The sequence below is a fragment of the Plantibacter sp. MCCC 1A11337 genome, assembly GCF_013349365.1.
Taxonomy (GTDB): domain Bacteria; phylum Actinomycetota; class Actinomycetes; order Actinomycetales; family Microbacteriaceae; genus Plantibacter; species Plantibacter flavus_A.
Genome location: NZ_JABJWX010000005.1, coordinates 152,678 through 168,042 on the forward strand (window position 1 = coordinate 152,678; position 15,365 = coordinate 168,042).

Sequence of the window (15,365 nt, forward strand, 5' to 3'; positions counted from 1 at the left end):
CACCACCACCGCACCGCAGACGTAAAGGACCAGCGCATGCCGACCACCACCCGGACCATCCGTGCCGCCCGCGGCACCACCCTCACCGCCAAGAGCTGGCAGACCGAGGGCCCGCTCCGGATGCTCATGAACAACCTCGACCCCGAGGTCGCCGAGCACCCCGAGGACCTCGTCGTCTACGGCGGCACCGGGAAGGCCGCGCGGAGCTGGGAGGCGTACGACGCGATCGTCCGCACGCTCGAAGGGCTGGAGGCCGACGAGACCCTGCTCGTGCAGTCCGGCAAGCCCGTCGGCGTCTTCCGCACGCACGAGTGGGCGCCCCGCGTGCTCATCGCGAACTCCAACCTCGTCGGCGACTGGGCGACGTGGCCCGAGTTCCGCAAGCTCGAGGCCGAAGGTCTCACCATGTACGGACAGATGACCGCCGGCTCGTGGATCTACATCGGCACGCAGGGCATCCTCCAGGGCACCTACGAGACCTTCGCCGCCATCGCCGACAAGCGGTTCGGCGGCACCCTCGCCGGGACGCTGACCCTCACCGGCGGCGCGGGCGGCATGGGCGGGGCACAGCCGCTCGCCGTGACGCTCAACGAAGGCGTCGTGCTCATCGTCGACGTCGACCCGAGCCGCCTGGAGCGACGCGTCGAACACCGCTACCTCGACGAGATGACGGACGACCTCGACGACGCCGTCGAACGCGTGCTCGCCGCCAAGGCCGAACGGCGCCCCCTGTCGGTCGGTCTCGTCGGCAACGCCGCGACCGTCTTCCCCGAACTGCTGCGGCGCGGTGTCGCCATCGACATCGTCACCGACCAGACGAGCGCTCACGACCCGCTCGCCTACCTGCCCGAGGACACGGCGCTCGCCGACTGGCAGACCGAGGCGGCGGCCGACCCGGTCGACTTCACGCGCCGCTCGCGACTCGCCATGGCGAAGCAGGTGCAGGCGATGGTCGACTTCCAGGACGCCGGCGCCGAGGTCTTCGACTACGGCAACTCCATCCGCGCCGAGGCGAAACTCGGCGGTTGCGAGCGCGCCTTCGACTTCCCCGGCTTCGTGCCCGCCTACATCCGGCCGCTCTTCGCCGAGGGCAAGGGCCCGTTCCGGTGGGCGGCCCTCTCCGGCGACCCGGCGGACATCGCCGCGACCGACCGCGCCATCCTCGAACTGTTCCCCGAGGACGAGAAGCTGCGCCGTTGGATCACCTCGGCCGGCGAGAAGATCGCCTTCGAGGGGCTGCCAGCCCGCATCTGCTGGCTCGGCTACCAGGAGCGCCACCTGGCCGGCCTGAAGTTCAACGAGATGGTCGCCTCAGGTGAGCTGAGCGCACCCGTGGTCATCGGCCGCGACCACCTCGACTCCGGTTCCGTCGCCTCGCCGTACCGCGAGACGGAGGCCATGGCCGACGGCTCCGACGCGATCGCCGACTGGCCGCTGCTCAACGCCCTGCTCAACACGGCGTCCGGCGCGACCTGGGTGTCGATCCACCACGGCGGCGGGGTCGGCATCGGCCGGTCCATCCACGCCGGTCAGGTGATCGTCGCCGACGGGACGCCGCTCGCCGCCGAGAAGATCGCGCGCGTGCTCGTCAACGACCCGGGCACCGGCGTCATGCGTCACGTCGACGCCGGCTACGAGCGGGCGGCCGAGGTCGCCCGCGAACGCGGCCTGCGGGTGCCGATGTGGGAGGGCGAGTGACCGACGGCCTGATCGCCCACGGCCGGCTCGCCGGGCTCGACGAGATCACCGGCGTCGGGGTCGATCCGGCACGCGGCGGGTACTCCCGGCATGTCTGGACGCCGGCAGAGTTCGAGCTGCGCGAGTGGTTCACCGCTCGCGCCGCCCGACTCGGTCTCGACGTCGAGACGGACCGGAACGGCAACCTGTGGGCGTGGTGGGGCGCGCCTGGGCCCGACGCGGTCGTCACCGGCAGCCACCTCGACTCCGTCCCGGGCGGCGGCGCGTTCGACGGGCCGCTCGGCGTCGTCTCAGCGCTGGACGCCGTCGCGCGTCTGCAGGCCACCGGGTTCCAGCCGTCGCGTCCCGTCGCCGTCGTGGTGTTCGCCGAGGAGGAGGGGTCCCGGTTCGGCGTCGCCTGCCTCGGATCCCGGCTCCTGTCCGGGGCGATCACCGCGGACGCCGCCCGAGCGCTGACGGACGCCGACGGAGTCACCGTCGCGGAGGCCGCAGCCGCTGCCGGGCTCGCTCCCGAGCACCTCGGCCGCGACGACGAGGCGCTCGGCCGCATCGGACTCTTCATCGAGTTGCACGTGGAACAGGGTCGCGGCCTCATCGACCTCGGCTCGCCAACCGCCGTCGCCTCGTCGATCCTCGCCCACGGCCGCTGGCGCCTCCGGGTGAGCGGTCAGGGGAACCACGCCGGCGCGACCGGCATGCGCGAGCGCCGTGATCCCGTGGTCGCCGCAGCACGCGCCGTCCTCGCGATCGAGCAGGCCGCCCTCGCGACCGACGACGCCCGCGCCACCGTCGGTCGCCTGCGCATCGTGCCGGGCGGCACCAACGTCATCGCCTCCGAGGTCGACGCCTGGGTGGACGCCCGCGCGGCCACCGACGCCGGCACGCGCGCCCTCGTCGCGGACATCGAGGGCCGGGTGCAGGAGGCCGTCGTCGACTCCGGCTGCGTGGTGGAGCTGATCGAGGAGTCCTGGTCGGGCGTCGTCGAGTTCGACCCAGAACTCGCCGCACGGCTCGCCGGCACCCTCGGCGGGGTCCCGCTGCTGCCGACGGGCGCAGGCCACGACGCCGGCGTCCTGAGCGGCGCGGTGCCGACCGCAATGGTCTTCGTCCGGAACCCGACCGGTGTCTCGCACTCGCCGGAGGAGTTCGCCGAGACGGCCGACTGCGTCGCCGGCGTCGAAGCGCTCGAAGCCCTGCTCCGGAGCGTCCTGTGACGGTCGCGAGCGTCGACCCCGGCGCGGCGGACGTGCGGGCTCCCATCTGGGCCGCGACGGCGATCATCGACGGTCGCCCGACCGGCCGCGTGCGCTTCACGTCCGACGACTCCGGACGGATCGCGACCGTCGAGCGCGGCGTCGAGCCGGAGGCGGGCGACCGCCGCCTCGGAACGGTCGTCCCGGGCATGGGGAACGCCCACTCCCACGCGTTCCACCGTCTGCTCCGCGGACGCACCCACGCCGACGGCGGTGACTTCTGGCAGTGGCGCGAGGCGATGTACGCGGCGGCCGCGAGCCTCGACCCGGACCACTACGGCCGGGTCGCACGTGCCGTGTTCGGCGAGATGCTCGTCTGCGGCTGGACGGCCGTCGGCGAGTTCCACTACGTGCATCACCAGGCCGACGGCACCCCGTACCCGACCGCCCACGCGATGGAACTGGCGGTCGCCGAAGCCGCCGCCGACGTCGGCATCCGGCTCACCCTCCTCGACACGGCCTACCTCGCAAGCGGCCTCGGGCCCGCCGGGGGTCCTGCCGCACCGCTGCTCACCGAACAGCTCGCGTTCGGCGACGGCGACGCGGCCGACTGGCTCGCCCGCTGGCATCGACTACGCGACGCACTGTCCGGCTCCGTCGGTACCGCCGGACTCGTCACGCTCGGTGCCGCGCTGCACTCGGTGCGTGCCGTGCCCGTCGACGCCATGCGCACGATCCTCGCCGGCCTGCCCGACGACGTCCCGCTGCACGTCCACCTGTCGGAGCAACCGCAGGAGAACGTCGACACGCTCGCGAAGACGGGCAGGACGCCGACGGGCGTGCTCGCCGCGCTCGGAGCGCTCGCCCCGCGCATCAGCCTCGTCCACGCGACGCACCTGACCGACGCGGACGTCACGGCGATCGGACGGTCCGGCGCGACCGTCGTCATGTGCCCGACGACCGAAGCCGACCTCGGCGACGGCATCGGACCGGCCCGCCGCCTCGCGGACGCGGGGGCCCGGATCGCCGTCGGATCCGACCAGAACGCGGTGGTCGACCCGCTGCTCGAACTGCGTGGTCTCGAAGCCGGGGAACGGCTCGCCTCCGGCAGACGCGGCCGGTTCTCGCCCGCCGAGCTCCTCCAGGCGGGCACCGACCACGGCTACCGTTCGCTCGGACTCGGGCGGCACGCGCTGGATGTTGGCGACCCGCTCGACCTCGTCGAGGTGTCGACGTCGAGCCTCCGCACCACCGGCATGGACCCGGCGCAACTCGCCCTCGTCGCGACCGCGTCCGACGTCGAGCGTGTCGTCGTCGGCGGGCGGCTCGTGGCGGAGCGAGGTCGGCTGCTTGCGACATCACGGGAGTCCACGCCGGAACAGCTCCTCGCGGTGGCGCTGGCAGAGCTGGCAGCATCGACGGAGACGCCCCGGGCGGCCGCCTCGCACCCGACACCCGATCACCCCTCGCAGGAGAGACAGCCATGACCAGCGAACTCATCACCGGCATCGCCGAGCTCACCACCAACGCGGGCTCCGGGCCGGGCGACGTCGACGGCAATCGGATCACCGATGCGGCGGTCGTCATCGAAGACGGCCGGATCGCTTGGCTCGGCGCAGCGGCCGACGCACCCGACGCCGACACGCGGACCGACGTTGGCGGACGCGCCGTGCTCCCGGGTTGGGTCGACACGCACACGCATCTCGTGTTCGCGGGCGACCGCTCGGCGGAGTTCGAGGCGCGCATGGCCGGCGGCCGGTACGCGGCGGGCGGGATCGCGACGACCGTGGCCGCCACTCGGGCCGCATCGGAGGAGCAGCTCGTCGCGGGTGCGCAGCGGTTGCGAGCGGAGGCGCTCGCGCAGGGGACGACCTTCCTCGAGGCGAAGACGGGCTACGCGCTCGACGTGGAGGGCGAGGCGCGATCCGCTCGGGCGGCGGCCGAGGTCGCCGACGTCGTCACCTTCCTCGGGGCCCATCTCGTGCCGGCCGGCGTCGACCGCCGCGACTACCTCGACCTCGTGACCGGACCGATGCTCGCGGCGGTGGCCCCGTTCGCGTCGTACATCGACGCGTTCTGCGAGGTCGGGGCCTTCGACGTCGAGGAGTCGCGTGAGGTGCTGCTCGCCGGTCGCGCTGCGGGCCTGGGCGTCCGGGTGCACGGGAACCAGCTCGGCGAGAGCGGCGGGGTGCGCCTCGCGGTCGAGCTGGAGGCTGCGAGCGTCGACCACTGCAACCACCTGTCGGACGCCGACGTCGACCTCCTGGCCGGTTCGTCGACGGTCGCGACCCTGCTCCCGGCCTGCGACCTGTCGACGCGCGAGCCGTTCCCGCCGGCGCGCGCGCTCATCGACGCCGGTGCTTCGATCGCGCTCGCGACCAACTGCAACCCGGGCACCTCGTACACGACGTCGATGGCGTACTGCGTGGCGACAGCCGTGCTGCAGATGCGACTGACGATCGCCGAGGCGGTGTGGGCGGCGACGCGGGGGGCCGCAGTGGCGATCGGTCTCGAGCACGGTGCCGAGGCCGTCGGATCGCTTCGCGTGGGTGGTCTTGCGGACCTGCAGGTGCTCGACGCGCCCTCGGTGTCGCACCTCGCCTACCGGCCCGGCGTGCCGTTGACGGTCGGCGTTCGGCACCGCGGCGAGCGTGTCACGGCTGGGACGACGCAGCGGTGAGCGACACGACGGAGGGCCGCGCACTCGTGCTGCTGCCGGCCGACCGGCATCGGAGCTACCGCTGGCGGAACGGGCTGGGGACCGCGACGGAGATCGCCGTCGAGGCCGTCGGGCTCCGGACCGATGGTGGGCTCGACGACGGTGTCGGTGACGCACCGGCCGCTCCGGGGTGGACGCTGAGCATCGCGACGGTCGAGTCGGACGTCGCCTTCTCATCGTTCCCGGGCGTCGACCGTCAGCTGATGGCGTTGTCGGCGGGCGGACTCGGACTCGTGATCGACGGTGAGCCGGTCGAGTTGGACCGGTGGCGGGTCGCCGCCTTCGACGGGGCCTCAGCGGTGTCGTCGCGGGGCGTGGTCGGGCCGACGCTCGATCTCAACCTGATGGTGTCGCGGGACCGGTTCCGTGGATCGCTCGAGGTCGGCGTCGTCGACGGCTCGAGGCTCGTCACCACGCCCCCGGGTGCCACCACGTTCGTCGTGTTCCTCGATGGGCTGCTGTCGGCGGAGGGGCCAGGTCTGGACCCTCGTGCGCTCCAGCGGCACGACACCCTCCGACTCGAGGCCGGCACCCTGTCCCTGACCGGCGACGCCACGATCGCGCTCGCCCGGATCCTCCCCCGTCGGTGATGGGTGCCAGCGCGGTGCGCTGACGCGAGCGCGCCCCACAGCCGCGAGCGCGGGTCTCCGGAGGGGTGCGCCCACGTCGCTGACCCGCACTCACACCGACTCGACAGCTCTCGCGCCAGCGCACCGCGCTGACCTGAGACCTCCCCTCCGGGTGCCGGCGCGGTGCGCCCACGTGAATGGCGCACACCCGGCGTGAGCGCTCCCCGCGCGCGTGAGCGCGGGTTCCCGGAGGGGCGCGCTCACGTCACAGACCCGCGCCCACGTCAGCGCACCGCGCTGGCGCAACCAGACCGGGCTACTTCGTTCGGTCGAGGACCGCGAAGCGGAAGGTGTAGGTGGCGTCGAGCGTGTCCTCGAGGCCCGTCACGTTCTTCTGAGCGAGGACCGTCTCGGTGCCCTGGAGGAGCGGGATGATCGGAGCCGCGGTCGCGGTCAGCGCCTGGATCTGCTCGATCGCCGCGATGCGCGCCGCCGGGTCGGTCGCCGTCGCCTCGGTGTCGATGAGCGCGTCGACGGCCGGGTCCGAGTAGCCGTTGGCGACGGACGCCCCGGTCGTCGAGTACGCCGAACGCAGGAAGTTGTCGGGGTCCGGGTAGTCCGGGAAGAACCCGAGCTGGTACGCCGGGTAACCGGACTCCGGGTTCAGCTCCTTCACGTAGCTCGTCCACTCCGTCGACTGCAGGTCGACGGTGAACAGACCGGACTCCTCCAGCTGCGACTTGATGAGCGCGTACTCCTGGTCGGAGTCGGGGCCGTAGTGGTCGCTCGTGTACTGGATCGGCAGAGCGACGGGGGTGCTGACGCCCGCGGCCGCGAGGATCGCGGCAGCCTTCGCCGGGTCCGGCGCGTCACCGTACGCGGTCTGGAACGCGGGCGTCGCACCCGTCTGCCCGTCGAGGACGACCGAGTAGGCCGGCGCGTACGTGCCCTTGTAGACCTGGTCGGCGATCTCCTCACGATCGACGAGCGACGCGACCGCCTGCCGGATGGCGAGCTTCTGCGCGTCGTTCGCGCCCGGTTGGGTGTTCAGGTTGAACGTGAGGAACCGCACCGAACCGCCCGGCCCCTCGACGACCTGCAGGTCGGAGTCGCTCCGGAGGTCGGCGACGTCCGTCGCGGTCAACGAGCGGTAGGCGATGTCGACGTCGCCCTTCTCCAGGTCGAGCCGCAGGTTCGACGCCGTCGTGTACGGCTTGAGCACGACGTGCTGCGTCTTCGCGCGGGTCCCGGAGTAGCGCGAGTTCGCCTCGAGGGAGAGCAGCCCGCCCGCCTGGTAGCTGTCGACCGCGTAGGGGCCGGAGCCGATCACGTCGTCGTCGCTCAGCAGCTTGTCAGCCGGGAAGACCTCTTCGTCGACGATCGGCCCGGCCATGCTCGTGAGCACGTAGGGCCAGGTCTGGTCGTTCGGCACCGTGAGGTGGAAGACGACCTGGTTGTCGTCACCCTCCTCGACGCTGTCGAGGTTCGCGAGCAGCGGCGACGGGCCGTTGTCGGCGGCGATCTCACGGACGCGGGTGAAGGAGTAGACGACGTCCTCGGCCGTGAGTGCGTGACCGTTGGAGAAGGTCAGCCCCTCCTTGACCGTGCAGACGTAGGTGGTCTCGTCGGTGAAGTCGCACGATTCCGCCGCGTCGGGCGCGGGGACGACGTCGCCTTCGTCGTAGCTGAGGAGGTGCTGGTAGATCTGGTTCTGCGGCGTGAAGGATCCGCGATCCCAGGCACCGGCCGGGTCGAGCGAGACGATCTGATCGGTGGTGCCGATGACGAGCGCGGTGGTCGTGGTGGTGCCGCCCTGGGCGGTGCAACCGGTGAGGGCGGCGACGACACCGAGGCCGACGGCGACCGTGGTGAATCTGGCGGATCGGTTCATGGAGCGGTTCCTTCGGGTGACTGCGGGAGTGCTGATGCTGATGGCGCGACGGGGACCGCGTGCGCGGCGAGCGCGAACCTCGGGTGCGGTTCGGCTCCGTCGACGAGATCGGCGATGAGGCGTCCCAGCACCGGGCCGAACTTGAACCCGTGACCGGAGAATCCCGTCGTGACGATGATGCTGTCGATCCGGTCGATCACGAAATCCTCGCTGGGGCTCAGATCGTAGAGGCAGCTGATGGTATGTGGTTTGGACGCGTCGACGCCGGGCACCCATTCGGCGACGTAGGCGGTGAGCCGCGCGAGTTCCTCGGGTTCGGCGAGGCCGTCGCGTTCGTCGGGGTGGACGTGGACGGCACCGCCGTGCAGCCCGACCTTGACCCCCTCGCCCGGCGTCAGCAGCCCGTACACGCTCGACCCCTCGGCGGGGTAGTGGACGAAACTCGGCCAGGCGTCGGCGCGCAGCCCGCTCGGGAAGTGCGCGGGCTGGACCTGCGTCACGACGATCTCGGGCAGCGGACGACCGACGCTGCGAGCGAGCGCGCCGACGAGGTCTGGCGTCCAGGAGCCGGCCGCGACGACCACGTGGTCTGCGACGACGTCGCCCAGCTCGGTGCGGACGACGGCACCGCCGACACCGGCGGTCGCATCGTTCGACCCAGTCGGTTCGACACCCGACACCCGCACGCCGAAGCGCAGGGTCGCTCCGGCCACCTCGGCGAGGTCGAGCAGGGCCTCGATCGCTTCGGCGGAGTACAGTCGCCCGCCGGTCGCGTGATGGAGGACCTCGCGGTCGAACCGCAGTCCGGGCCAGCGGTCGCTCGCCTGATCCGGGGTGAGGCGCTCCGACGCGACCCCACCTCGGGTCATCGCCGTCTCGATGGCCGCGAGCATCTCGGGGCGGCCGTGGTCGAGCGCGCCGGTGAGGTCGAGCAGCGTCCGCCCGCTCGCCGATTCGAGCGCCCGCCAGGCCGCGAGCGCCTCCGACGTCAGGGCGACGTAGTCGTCGGCGTCGTAGCCCTGACGGAAGATGCGGGTCGCTCCGTGGGAGGAGCCGTGCTCGTGACCGCGCGGGTACCGCTCGAGAAGCAGGACGTCGCGGCCCTGCTCGGCCAGCGAGCGCGCAGCCGCCGCACCGACGATCCCGGCACCGATGACGACGACCTCGGCGCGCGCCGGCAGCGCGGTCGGCGTCGCGTCCGCTGCCAGACCCGGCGCGGTCATCGGCCCGACTCCGCAGGCAGGCCCGACTCCGTCGTCACGCGCTTCGCTGCGGTGGCGCGCGCGTCGACCGCCCGACGGGCCGGCATCGCGGCGGCCACGGCGGCTTCGTCGGCGAACGGACGGGACGGGAACCGACCGGGGGCGTACCGCGACGCGTCGACGAAGGGGCTCTCACCCGTGACGATCAGTTCGGCGAGCATCCGGCCGAGTCCAGTGCCGTGCGTGACCCCGGACTCGTTGTCGCCGGCCACGACGAACAACCCGTCGAGCTCCGGGACGGACCCCGCGATGAAGCGGCGGTCCGCGGTGTACGACACGATCCCCTGCACGGCTTCGGCGTCGTCGACGACGGGCGCGGCGGCCGGGATGAGCTCGGAGACGATCGGCGACAGGTGCTCGCGCATCGCCTCGACGAGGTCGGGGCGGTCCGGTCGACGATCCGCGGGGCTGTCGCGCACGGCGAGCGCCTCGTAGCCGACGCCGTTGCCGTACGTGAGACCACCGAGGTGTTCCCTGATCCACAGTCCGTCCAGCTCCGGGATCATGAGGGTCGGCACCTCGCCGAGACCGAACGGGGCGGTGGTCAGGCGGCTCGCGATCACCCGCGCGAACGGCAGCACGCGGTCCGTCGCGGCGAGGAGCTCGTTCGTCCAGGACCCTGCGGCGAGGACGACCTCGTCGCCGAGGACGCGCTCGCCGGTGGCGGTCAGCACGCCGACGGCTCGGCCACCTTCGGCGAGGAGATCGACGACGGGCGTCTGCTCGATGATCTCGACGCCCTCGGCCCGGGCGAGCGCCGCGAGCGCGATTCCGGCGTCGGGCGCGCTGATCTGGATGCCGTCGGGATGGATGAACGCCCCGACGATCGCTTCGGGGTCGAGACCCGGAACGAGCTCGGCGGTCTCGACGGCGGTGAGCAGGCGGGCGTCCTCGGGGCGGAGCGGGTGCTCGGCGAACGGCAGCAGGTGGTCGAGCACGGCCTGCTCGGTGAGGGCGAGCCACACGTTGCCCGTGTTCCGCAGCCCGATGTCGTATCCGGCAGCGTCGAGCCCGCGGTAGAAGTCGAGGCCGGCCTGCTCGAGGGCGAGTTCCGACTCGTCCCAGTACCAGGCGTAGCCCGCCGCCCAGAGGCCGACGAAGCCCGCTCCGGCTGCGGTCGTCGCACCGGCGGCGGTGCCCGACTCGAGGATCGTCACCCGTCGACCGGCGCGGGCGAGGTGGACGGCGGTCGCCAGGCCGAAGAGGCCGGCGCCGACGATGACGGTGGTTGCGGGGCGGGGGTCGGTCACCCTTCGAGGCTAGTCACTCGCCGTCCAGGGGCCGACCACCCCGTCGCAATCCGACACCCGCCGCGTCCCTCGCCGGCGGGTTCCGCGTCCCCGACTCAGGAGGTGTGCGGCGCGCCGGGCCCGTCAGCGGTCGACGCGCCGCAGGACTCCTGAGTCGGGGACAGAGCTGGGCTAGATGACGCCCTGGGCGAGCATCGCGTCCGCTACCTTCACGAACGCGGCGGTGTTCGCGCCGACGACGTAGTCGCCCGGCCGGCCGTACCGTTCGGCGGCCTCATAAGCGGCGCGGTGCACGCCGTGCATGATGCCGCGCAGTTTCACCTCGCTGTCGTCGAAGGACCACCGCTGCCGGGCCGCGTTCTGGCTCATCTCGAGCGCCGAGGTCGCCACGCCACCGGCGTTCGCCGCCTTCCCCGGGCCGAAGAGGACGCCGGCCTGCTGGAACACCCGCACGGCCTCGGGCGTCGACGGCATGTTCGCGCCCTCCGCGACCGCGATGACGCCGTGCTTCACGAGGGCGATCGCGTCGCGTTCGTGCAGCTCGTTCTGCGTCGCGCTCGGCAGCGCGATCTCCCCTGGGACGTCCCAGACGCTGCCGCCGGCGACGAAGTGGGCGCCCTGGCGGCGGGCGGCGTACTCGGAGATCCGGCCGCGCTCGACCTCCTTGATCTGCTTGAGGAGCTCGAGGTCGATGCCGGCGTCGTCGACCACGTACCCGGAGGAGTCCGACGCCGTGACGGCGGTACCACCGAGCTGGTGGACCTTCTCGATCGCATACGTCGCGACGTTCCCGGAGCCCGACACGATGACGCGCTTGCCTTCGACCCCGCGGCCGTCGACGGCGAGCATCTCGTCCACGAAGAACACCGTCCCGTACCCGGTCGCCTCGGTGCGCACCTCGGCGCCGCCCCAGCCGACGCCCTTGCCGGTGAACATGCCCGACTCGTGACGGTTGGTGATCTTCCGGTACTGGCCGAAGAGGAAGCCGATCTCGCGCGCGCCGACGCCGATGTCACCGGCCGGGACGTCGGTGTGCTCGCCGAGGTGGCGGTAGAGCTCGTTCATGAAGCTCTGGCAGAAGCGCATGATCTCGGCGTCCGATCGCCCGTGCGGGTCGAAGTCGCTCCCGCCCTTCGCGCCGCCGATGCCCTGCGCTGTGAGGGCGTTCTTGAAGATCTGCTCGAACCCGAGGAACTTCACGATCGACAGGTTCACGCTCGGGTGGAAGCGCAACCCGCCCTTGTACGGGCCGAGCGCCGAGTTGAACTGGACGCGGAAGCCGCGGTTCACCTGCACCCGGTTGCGGTCGTCGGTCCACGGCACGCGGAACACGACCTGCCGCTCGGGTTCGACGAGACGTTCGAGGATGCCCGCCTCGAGGTACTCCGGGTGTTCGTCGAGCGCCGGGCGGATGGACTCGAGGACTTCGAGGAGCGCCTGGTGGAACTCGGGTTCGCCCGCGTTGCGCCGCATTGCGGCCTCCGCGACGGCGTGGACGGGGTCGGTGGACATGGTGGTGCCGGTCACTGTGGTGCTTTCTGATCGGCCGACCAGGCGTCTCCGGCTGTCGTTCGACGGTGGTCGGGGGCAGTGGAGCGCGACTCGCCGGCGGGGAGGTACACGGGCCGTCGTGGGGCCTCGGCAAGCCTGGCAGCCGCGATAGATATCCGTCAAACGTCGACTAGACGAGCCGACCGGACCGGTGGGACGACGGCCTAGAGGTGGTCGCGCTCCGCGGCCTCGCTCGGGATGATCGGGATCGCGAGGGCCGGGAGCACCGCGATCGCGAGGAAGGCGAGCGGATAGCCCACCAGGCCGATGAGCGCGCCGACCGCCGGGCCGACGACCGACGCGGCGATGAACTGGCCGGTGTTCTGCGCTCCCAGCGCCCGCCCCGCCCAGGTGGGGCCTGCCATCTCCGCGACCGAGGTGAAGGCGAGCCCGTTGTCGGCGACCGTCACCGCACTGGCGACGACGAGCGCGACGGCGACCGCCACCGGCCACTGCAGCAGCCCGACACCGGCGAGGAGCAGCATGACGACGACCGCCGACACCGCCACCCAGCGCAGCGGCCGCACCCGGCTGCCGAGGCGGTCGCTCAACACCCCGACGCCGATCCGACCGATCGCTCCGACGAACTGCGCGACACCGACGAGGACGCCCGCCGCGAGCGCGTTCCAGCCCTGATCGGCGACGAGCCAGACGAGCGCGAAGGTCGTGAGGGTGAACTGCGGCACCACGAGCAGGATCGACACGGCGTGGATGCGCCAGAGGAAGCCGTCGCCTCGGTAGGGGTTGCGGGGTCGCGCGGCCACGGGGTTCGGCGTCGTCTCCGTCGGGACCGGCTTCGGCACGGCGGTCCGTGGCGGATTCCGGAGTCCGATCGTGCAGGCCACGGCGAGGACACCCGTCGCGACGAGCGAGATCACGAGGGCGGCGGAGATGCCCGACGCCGCCGCCACGGACGGCACCGTCACCGCGGCCGCCGTGACGCCGAGGGGCTGAGACATCTGGCGGATCCCCATCGCGAGACCGCGTCGGTCCTTCGGAAACCAGCCGACGACGATCCGGCCGCTCGCCGAGTTCGTGCTCGCGGAGGCGGCGCCGCCGAGCAGGAGCAGGATGCCGAGCGGACCGTAGCCGAGCGACGGGATGAGGCCGTCCGCGGCGATCGCCCCGGCAGCGGCCAGAGCGGTGAGGGCGAGGCCGCCGGCGATGACGATGCGCTCGCCGACACGGTCGGCCAGCCAGCCCCAGGCGATGAGCGTCAGCACCATGCCGAGGGTGGGGGCGGCGGCCAGGACGCCGGCCTCGCCGAGCGACATGCCCCGCTCGGCGTGCAGGAGCGGGATGAGGAACGCCGGGGTGCTGACGAAGAGCGTGCCGGCGGTCTGCGCGGCGACACCGAGCCCGAGGACGGTCCAGGCCCGACCGGCGTTCGGCATCGGTGGACGCGCCCCGCGAGCGGTCGCCGGGGCCTCGGGGGCTGGTGTCGATCCGGTCATCGTGCCGCTTCCTGCGGTGGGTGTCTCCCGCTGCTAGCATGACGGTACACCATTTTGGTATACCAATTGTCACCGGCCGGATCGGGAACACGCATGAGTAGTCCGACGCAGACCACGCAGCTCTACGAGCGCCTCCGCGGGGCGATCCTGACCCTCGACCTCGCGCCCGGGCAGCCGCTCACCGAGCGCGGGCTCGAGCAACGGTTCGCGGCGTCACGGACGCCCGTGCGCGCCGCACTCACCCGGCTCGAGGCCGAGGGTCTGGCGCGTCGGGACGGCCGCGGCTGGATCGTGTCACCCATCGACCTCGAGGAGATCGGGCTCATCGCCGAGGTCCGTGAGGCGCTCGAGACCGCCGGCGTCCGGCTCGCCGCCGAACGCGCGACCGAAGCGCAGCTCGCCACGATCCGCACCCTCCTCGACGAGCCCCGCCCCGACGACGAGCACACGGTCCTCCGCGTCGGCGGCGACTTCCACGAGGAGCTCGCGGCGCTGTCCGCGAACCACCTGCTCGCCGAAGGGGTGCGCGGCGCGATGGTCCGGCTCGCCCGCACCCGTTGGCTCGAGGTGCGGACGCCTGAGGCCCGAGAGCAGGCCGCCACGGAGCACCGCGCCATCCTCGATGCGGTCGCGGCGCGCGACCCCGAGCGCGCGGCGGACCTCGTCGCGCGCCACATCCGCGGGACGAACGAGCGGCTCATCGCATCGCTCACCGCCGACCAGCGGCGCCTCCGCGGTCACGGTGTCGACATCGTCAGCTGAACGCGACACCCGACCGCCACGGCGGCTCAGTCGTCGAGCGGCTCCGCCGACAGCAGCCCGCGCAACCAGTCACGGGCCTCGATGAACACCTCGTCGTTGTAGCGCGAGTGGTAGTCGACGGCGGTGCGGTCGGCGCTCGGGTACGAGCCCAGGAAGATCACGTTCGGGCTGAACCGCCGGAGCCCGAGCAGGGCGTCGGCCATCCGCTCGTCCTCGATGTGACCGAGGGCGTCGATCACGAAGCGGTAGCGGCCGAGCGCGTCGCCGATGGGCCGGGACTCGATGAGACTCAGGTTCACACCTCGCGTGGAGAACTGCTCGAGCATGCCGAGCAGCGAGCCGGACTCGTCGTTCGGCAACTCGACGATGAGGCTCGTCTTGTCGGCGCCCGTCCTGGCCGGGATCTCCCGTGAGCGACTGACGACGACGAAGCGGGTCACGGCGTTCGGGTTGTCGCCGATGTTCTCCGCGAGGAGGTCGAGGTCGTAGTGGTTCACGATGCCGGGCGGGGCGACCGCGGCGTCGGCGGTCGAGGTGCCGTCGAGCAGGGAGGCTGCGGCGGCGACGTTGCTCGACGCCGGGATGTGTCCGTGCGAGGGCAGCTTGGCGTCGAGCCAGAGGTGGCACTGCCCGTAGGCGACGGGGTGCGCGTTGACGACCGCGACGTCCTCGAGGCGGGTTCCGGGGCGGGCGACGAGTACGAAGTTCACCGGCACGAGCACTTCGCCGACGATGCGGAGACCGGGCATCGTGGCGAGTGCATCCTGCGCCACGGACACGCCCCCGTCGACCGAGTTCTCGATGGCGATGACCGCGGCAGTGCTGCGGCCCTCGAGGACGTCGCCGAGCGCCTCGCCGACGTTCGACACGGGCTTCCAGATCTGACCCTTGGCCTCCTCGACCTGGCCGAGCGCCACCTCGGTGAAGGTCCCGCTCGGACCGAGGAAACTGTAGCTCCGGAGGGCGTCGTCGGCGGGTGCGGCTGGCATGCCTCCGAGCGTACCGTGTGCTTTGCG

At 72.3% G+C, this 15,365-nt stretch carries 12 protein-coding genes; 6 read left to right on the forward strand and 6 right to left on the reverse strand.

Annotation, left to right across the window (positions count from 1 at the left end; all coding sequences use genetic code 11):
- Window positions 1–36: 36 nt before the first annotated feature.
- Genes hutU through HOW07_RS17300 form a run of 5 tightly spaced genes read left to right on the forward strand, consistent with a single transcriptional unit; the run spans window position 37 to window position 6,200 of the window.
- Window positions 37–1,698: a urocanate hydratase gene (gene hutU, locus HOW07_RS17280; RefSeq protein WP_175117980.1), complete on the forward strand. Its 1,662-nt coding sequence runs from the start codon at window positions 37–39 to the stop codon at window positions 1,696–1,698.
- Window positions 1,695–2,912 carry an allantoate amidohydrolase gene (locus HOW07_RS17285; protein ID WP_153303545.1) on the forward strand — a complete coding sequence of 406 codons (1,218 nt, stop codon included), beginning with the start codon at window positions 1,695–1,697 and terminating at the stop codon, window positions 2,910–2,912. Before hutU ends, HOW07_RS17285 begins: the two co-directional genes overlap by 4 nt.
- The gene (locus HOW07_RS17290; protein ID WP_371743702.1) at window positions 2,909–4,378 is read left to right on the forward strand and encodes a formimidoylglutamate deiminase; all 1,470 of its coding nucleotides are present in this window, start codon (window positions 2,909–2,911) and stop codon (window positions 4,376–4,378) included. Before HOW07_RS17285 ends, HOW07_RS17290 begins: the two co-directional genes overlap by 4 nt.
- A complete protein-coding gene (gene hutI, locus HOW07_RS17295; protein WP_175117981.1) occupies window positions 4,375–5,571 on the forward strand; it encodes an imidazolonepropionase in 1,197 nt (398 codons plus the stop codon). Before HOW07_RS17290 ends, hutI begins: the two co-directional genes overlap by 4 nt.
- The gene (locus tag HOW07_RS17300) at window positions 5,568–6,200 is read left to right on the forward strand and encodes a HutD family protein (RefSeq protein WP_175117982.1); all 633 of its coding nucleotides are present in this window, start codon (window positions 5,568–5,570) and stop codon (window positions 6,198–6,200) included. Before hutI ends, HOW07_RS17300 begins: the two co-directional genes overlap by 4 nt.
- Window positions 6,201–6,495: 295 nt before the next feature.
- Here the strand turns inward: HOW07_RS17300 and HOW07_RS17305 are convergent, their stop codons facing one another.
- From HOW07_RS17305 to HOW07_RS17325, 5 genes are all read right to left on the reverse strand, one after another.
- Window positions 6,496–8,070 (reverse strand): ABC transporter substrate-binding protein, encoded by a 1,575-nt coding sequence (locus tag HOW07_RS17305; protein ID WP_175117983.1) that lies wholly within the window; start codon window positions 8,068–8,070, stop codon window positions 6,496–6,498.
- A complete protein-coding gene (locus tag HOW07_RS17310) occupies window positions 8,067–9,293 on the reverse strand; it encodes an FAD-dependent oxidoreductase (protein WP_175117984.1) in 1,227 nt (408 codons plus the stop codon). The genes HOW07_RS17305 and HOW07_RS17310 overlap by 4 nt, the downstream gene beginning before the upstream one ends.
- Window positions 9,290–10,582: an FAD-binding oxidoreductase gene (locus tag HOW07_RS17315; protein WP_175117985.1), complete on the reverse strand. Its 1,293-nt coding sequence runs from the start codon at window positions 10,580–10,582 to the stop codon at window positions 9,290–9,292. The genes HOW07_RS17310 and HOW07_RS17315 overlap by 4 nt, the downstream gene beginning before the upstream one ends.
- A gap of 171 nt (window positions 10,583–10,753) precedes the next feature.
- Window positions 10,754–12,094, reverse strand: coding sequence for an NADP-specific glutamate dehydrogenase (gdhA, locus tag HOW07_RS17320; protein ID WP_175118124.1), 1,341 nt, complete (start codon window positions 12,092–12,094; stop codon window positions 10,754–10,756).
- A 203-nt stretch (window positions 12,095–12,297) separates the two neighbouring features.
- Window positions 12,298–13,587 carry an MFS transporter gene (locus tag HOW07_RS17325; protein ID WP_371743703.1) on the reverse strand — a complete coding sequence of 430 codons (1,290 nt, stop codon included), beginning with the start codon at window positions 13,585–13,587 and terminating at the stop codon, window positions 12,298–12,300.
- A 93-nt stretch (window positions 13,588–13,680) separates the two neighbouring features.
- Here HOW07_RS17325 and HOW07_RS17330 point away from each other — a divergent pair, with 93 nt between their 5' ends.
- On the forward strand, window positions 13,681–14,349 hold the full coding sequence (locus HOW07_RS17330) for a GntR family transcriptional regulator (protein WP_121292278.1): 669 nt from the start codon (window positions 13,681–13,683) through the stop codon (window positions 14,347–14,349).
- A gap of 26 nt (window positions 14,350–14,375) precedes the next feature.
- Here HOW07_RS17330 and pheA read toward each other — a convergent pair whose 3' ends face one another.
- Window positions 14,376–15,338, reverse strand: coding sequence for a prephenate dehydratase (gene pheA, locus HOW07_RS17335; protein WP_175117986.1), 963 nt, complete (start codon window positions 15,336–15,338; stop codon window positions 14,376–14,378).
- Between the last annotated feature and the right edge of the window lie 27 nt (window positions 15,339–15,365).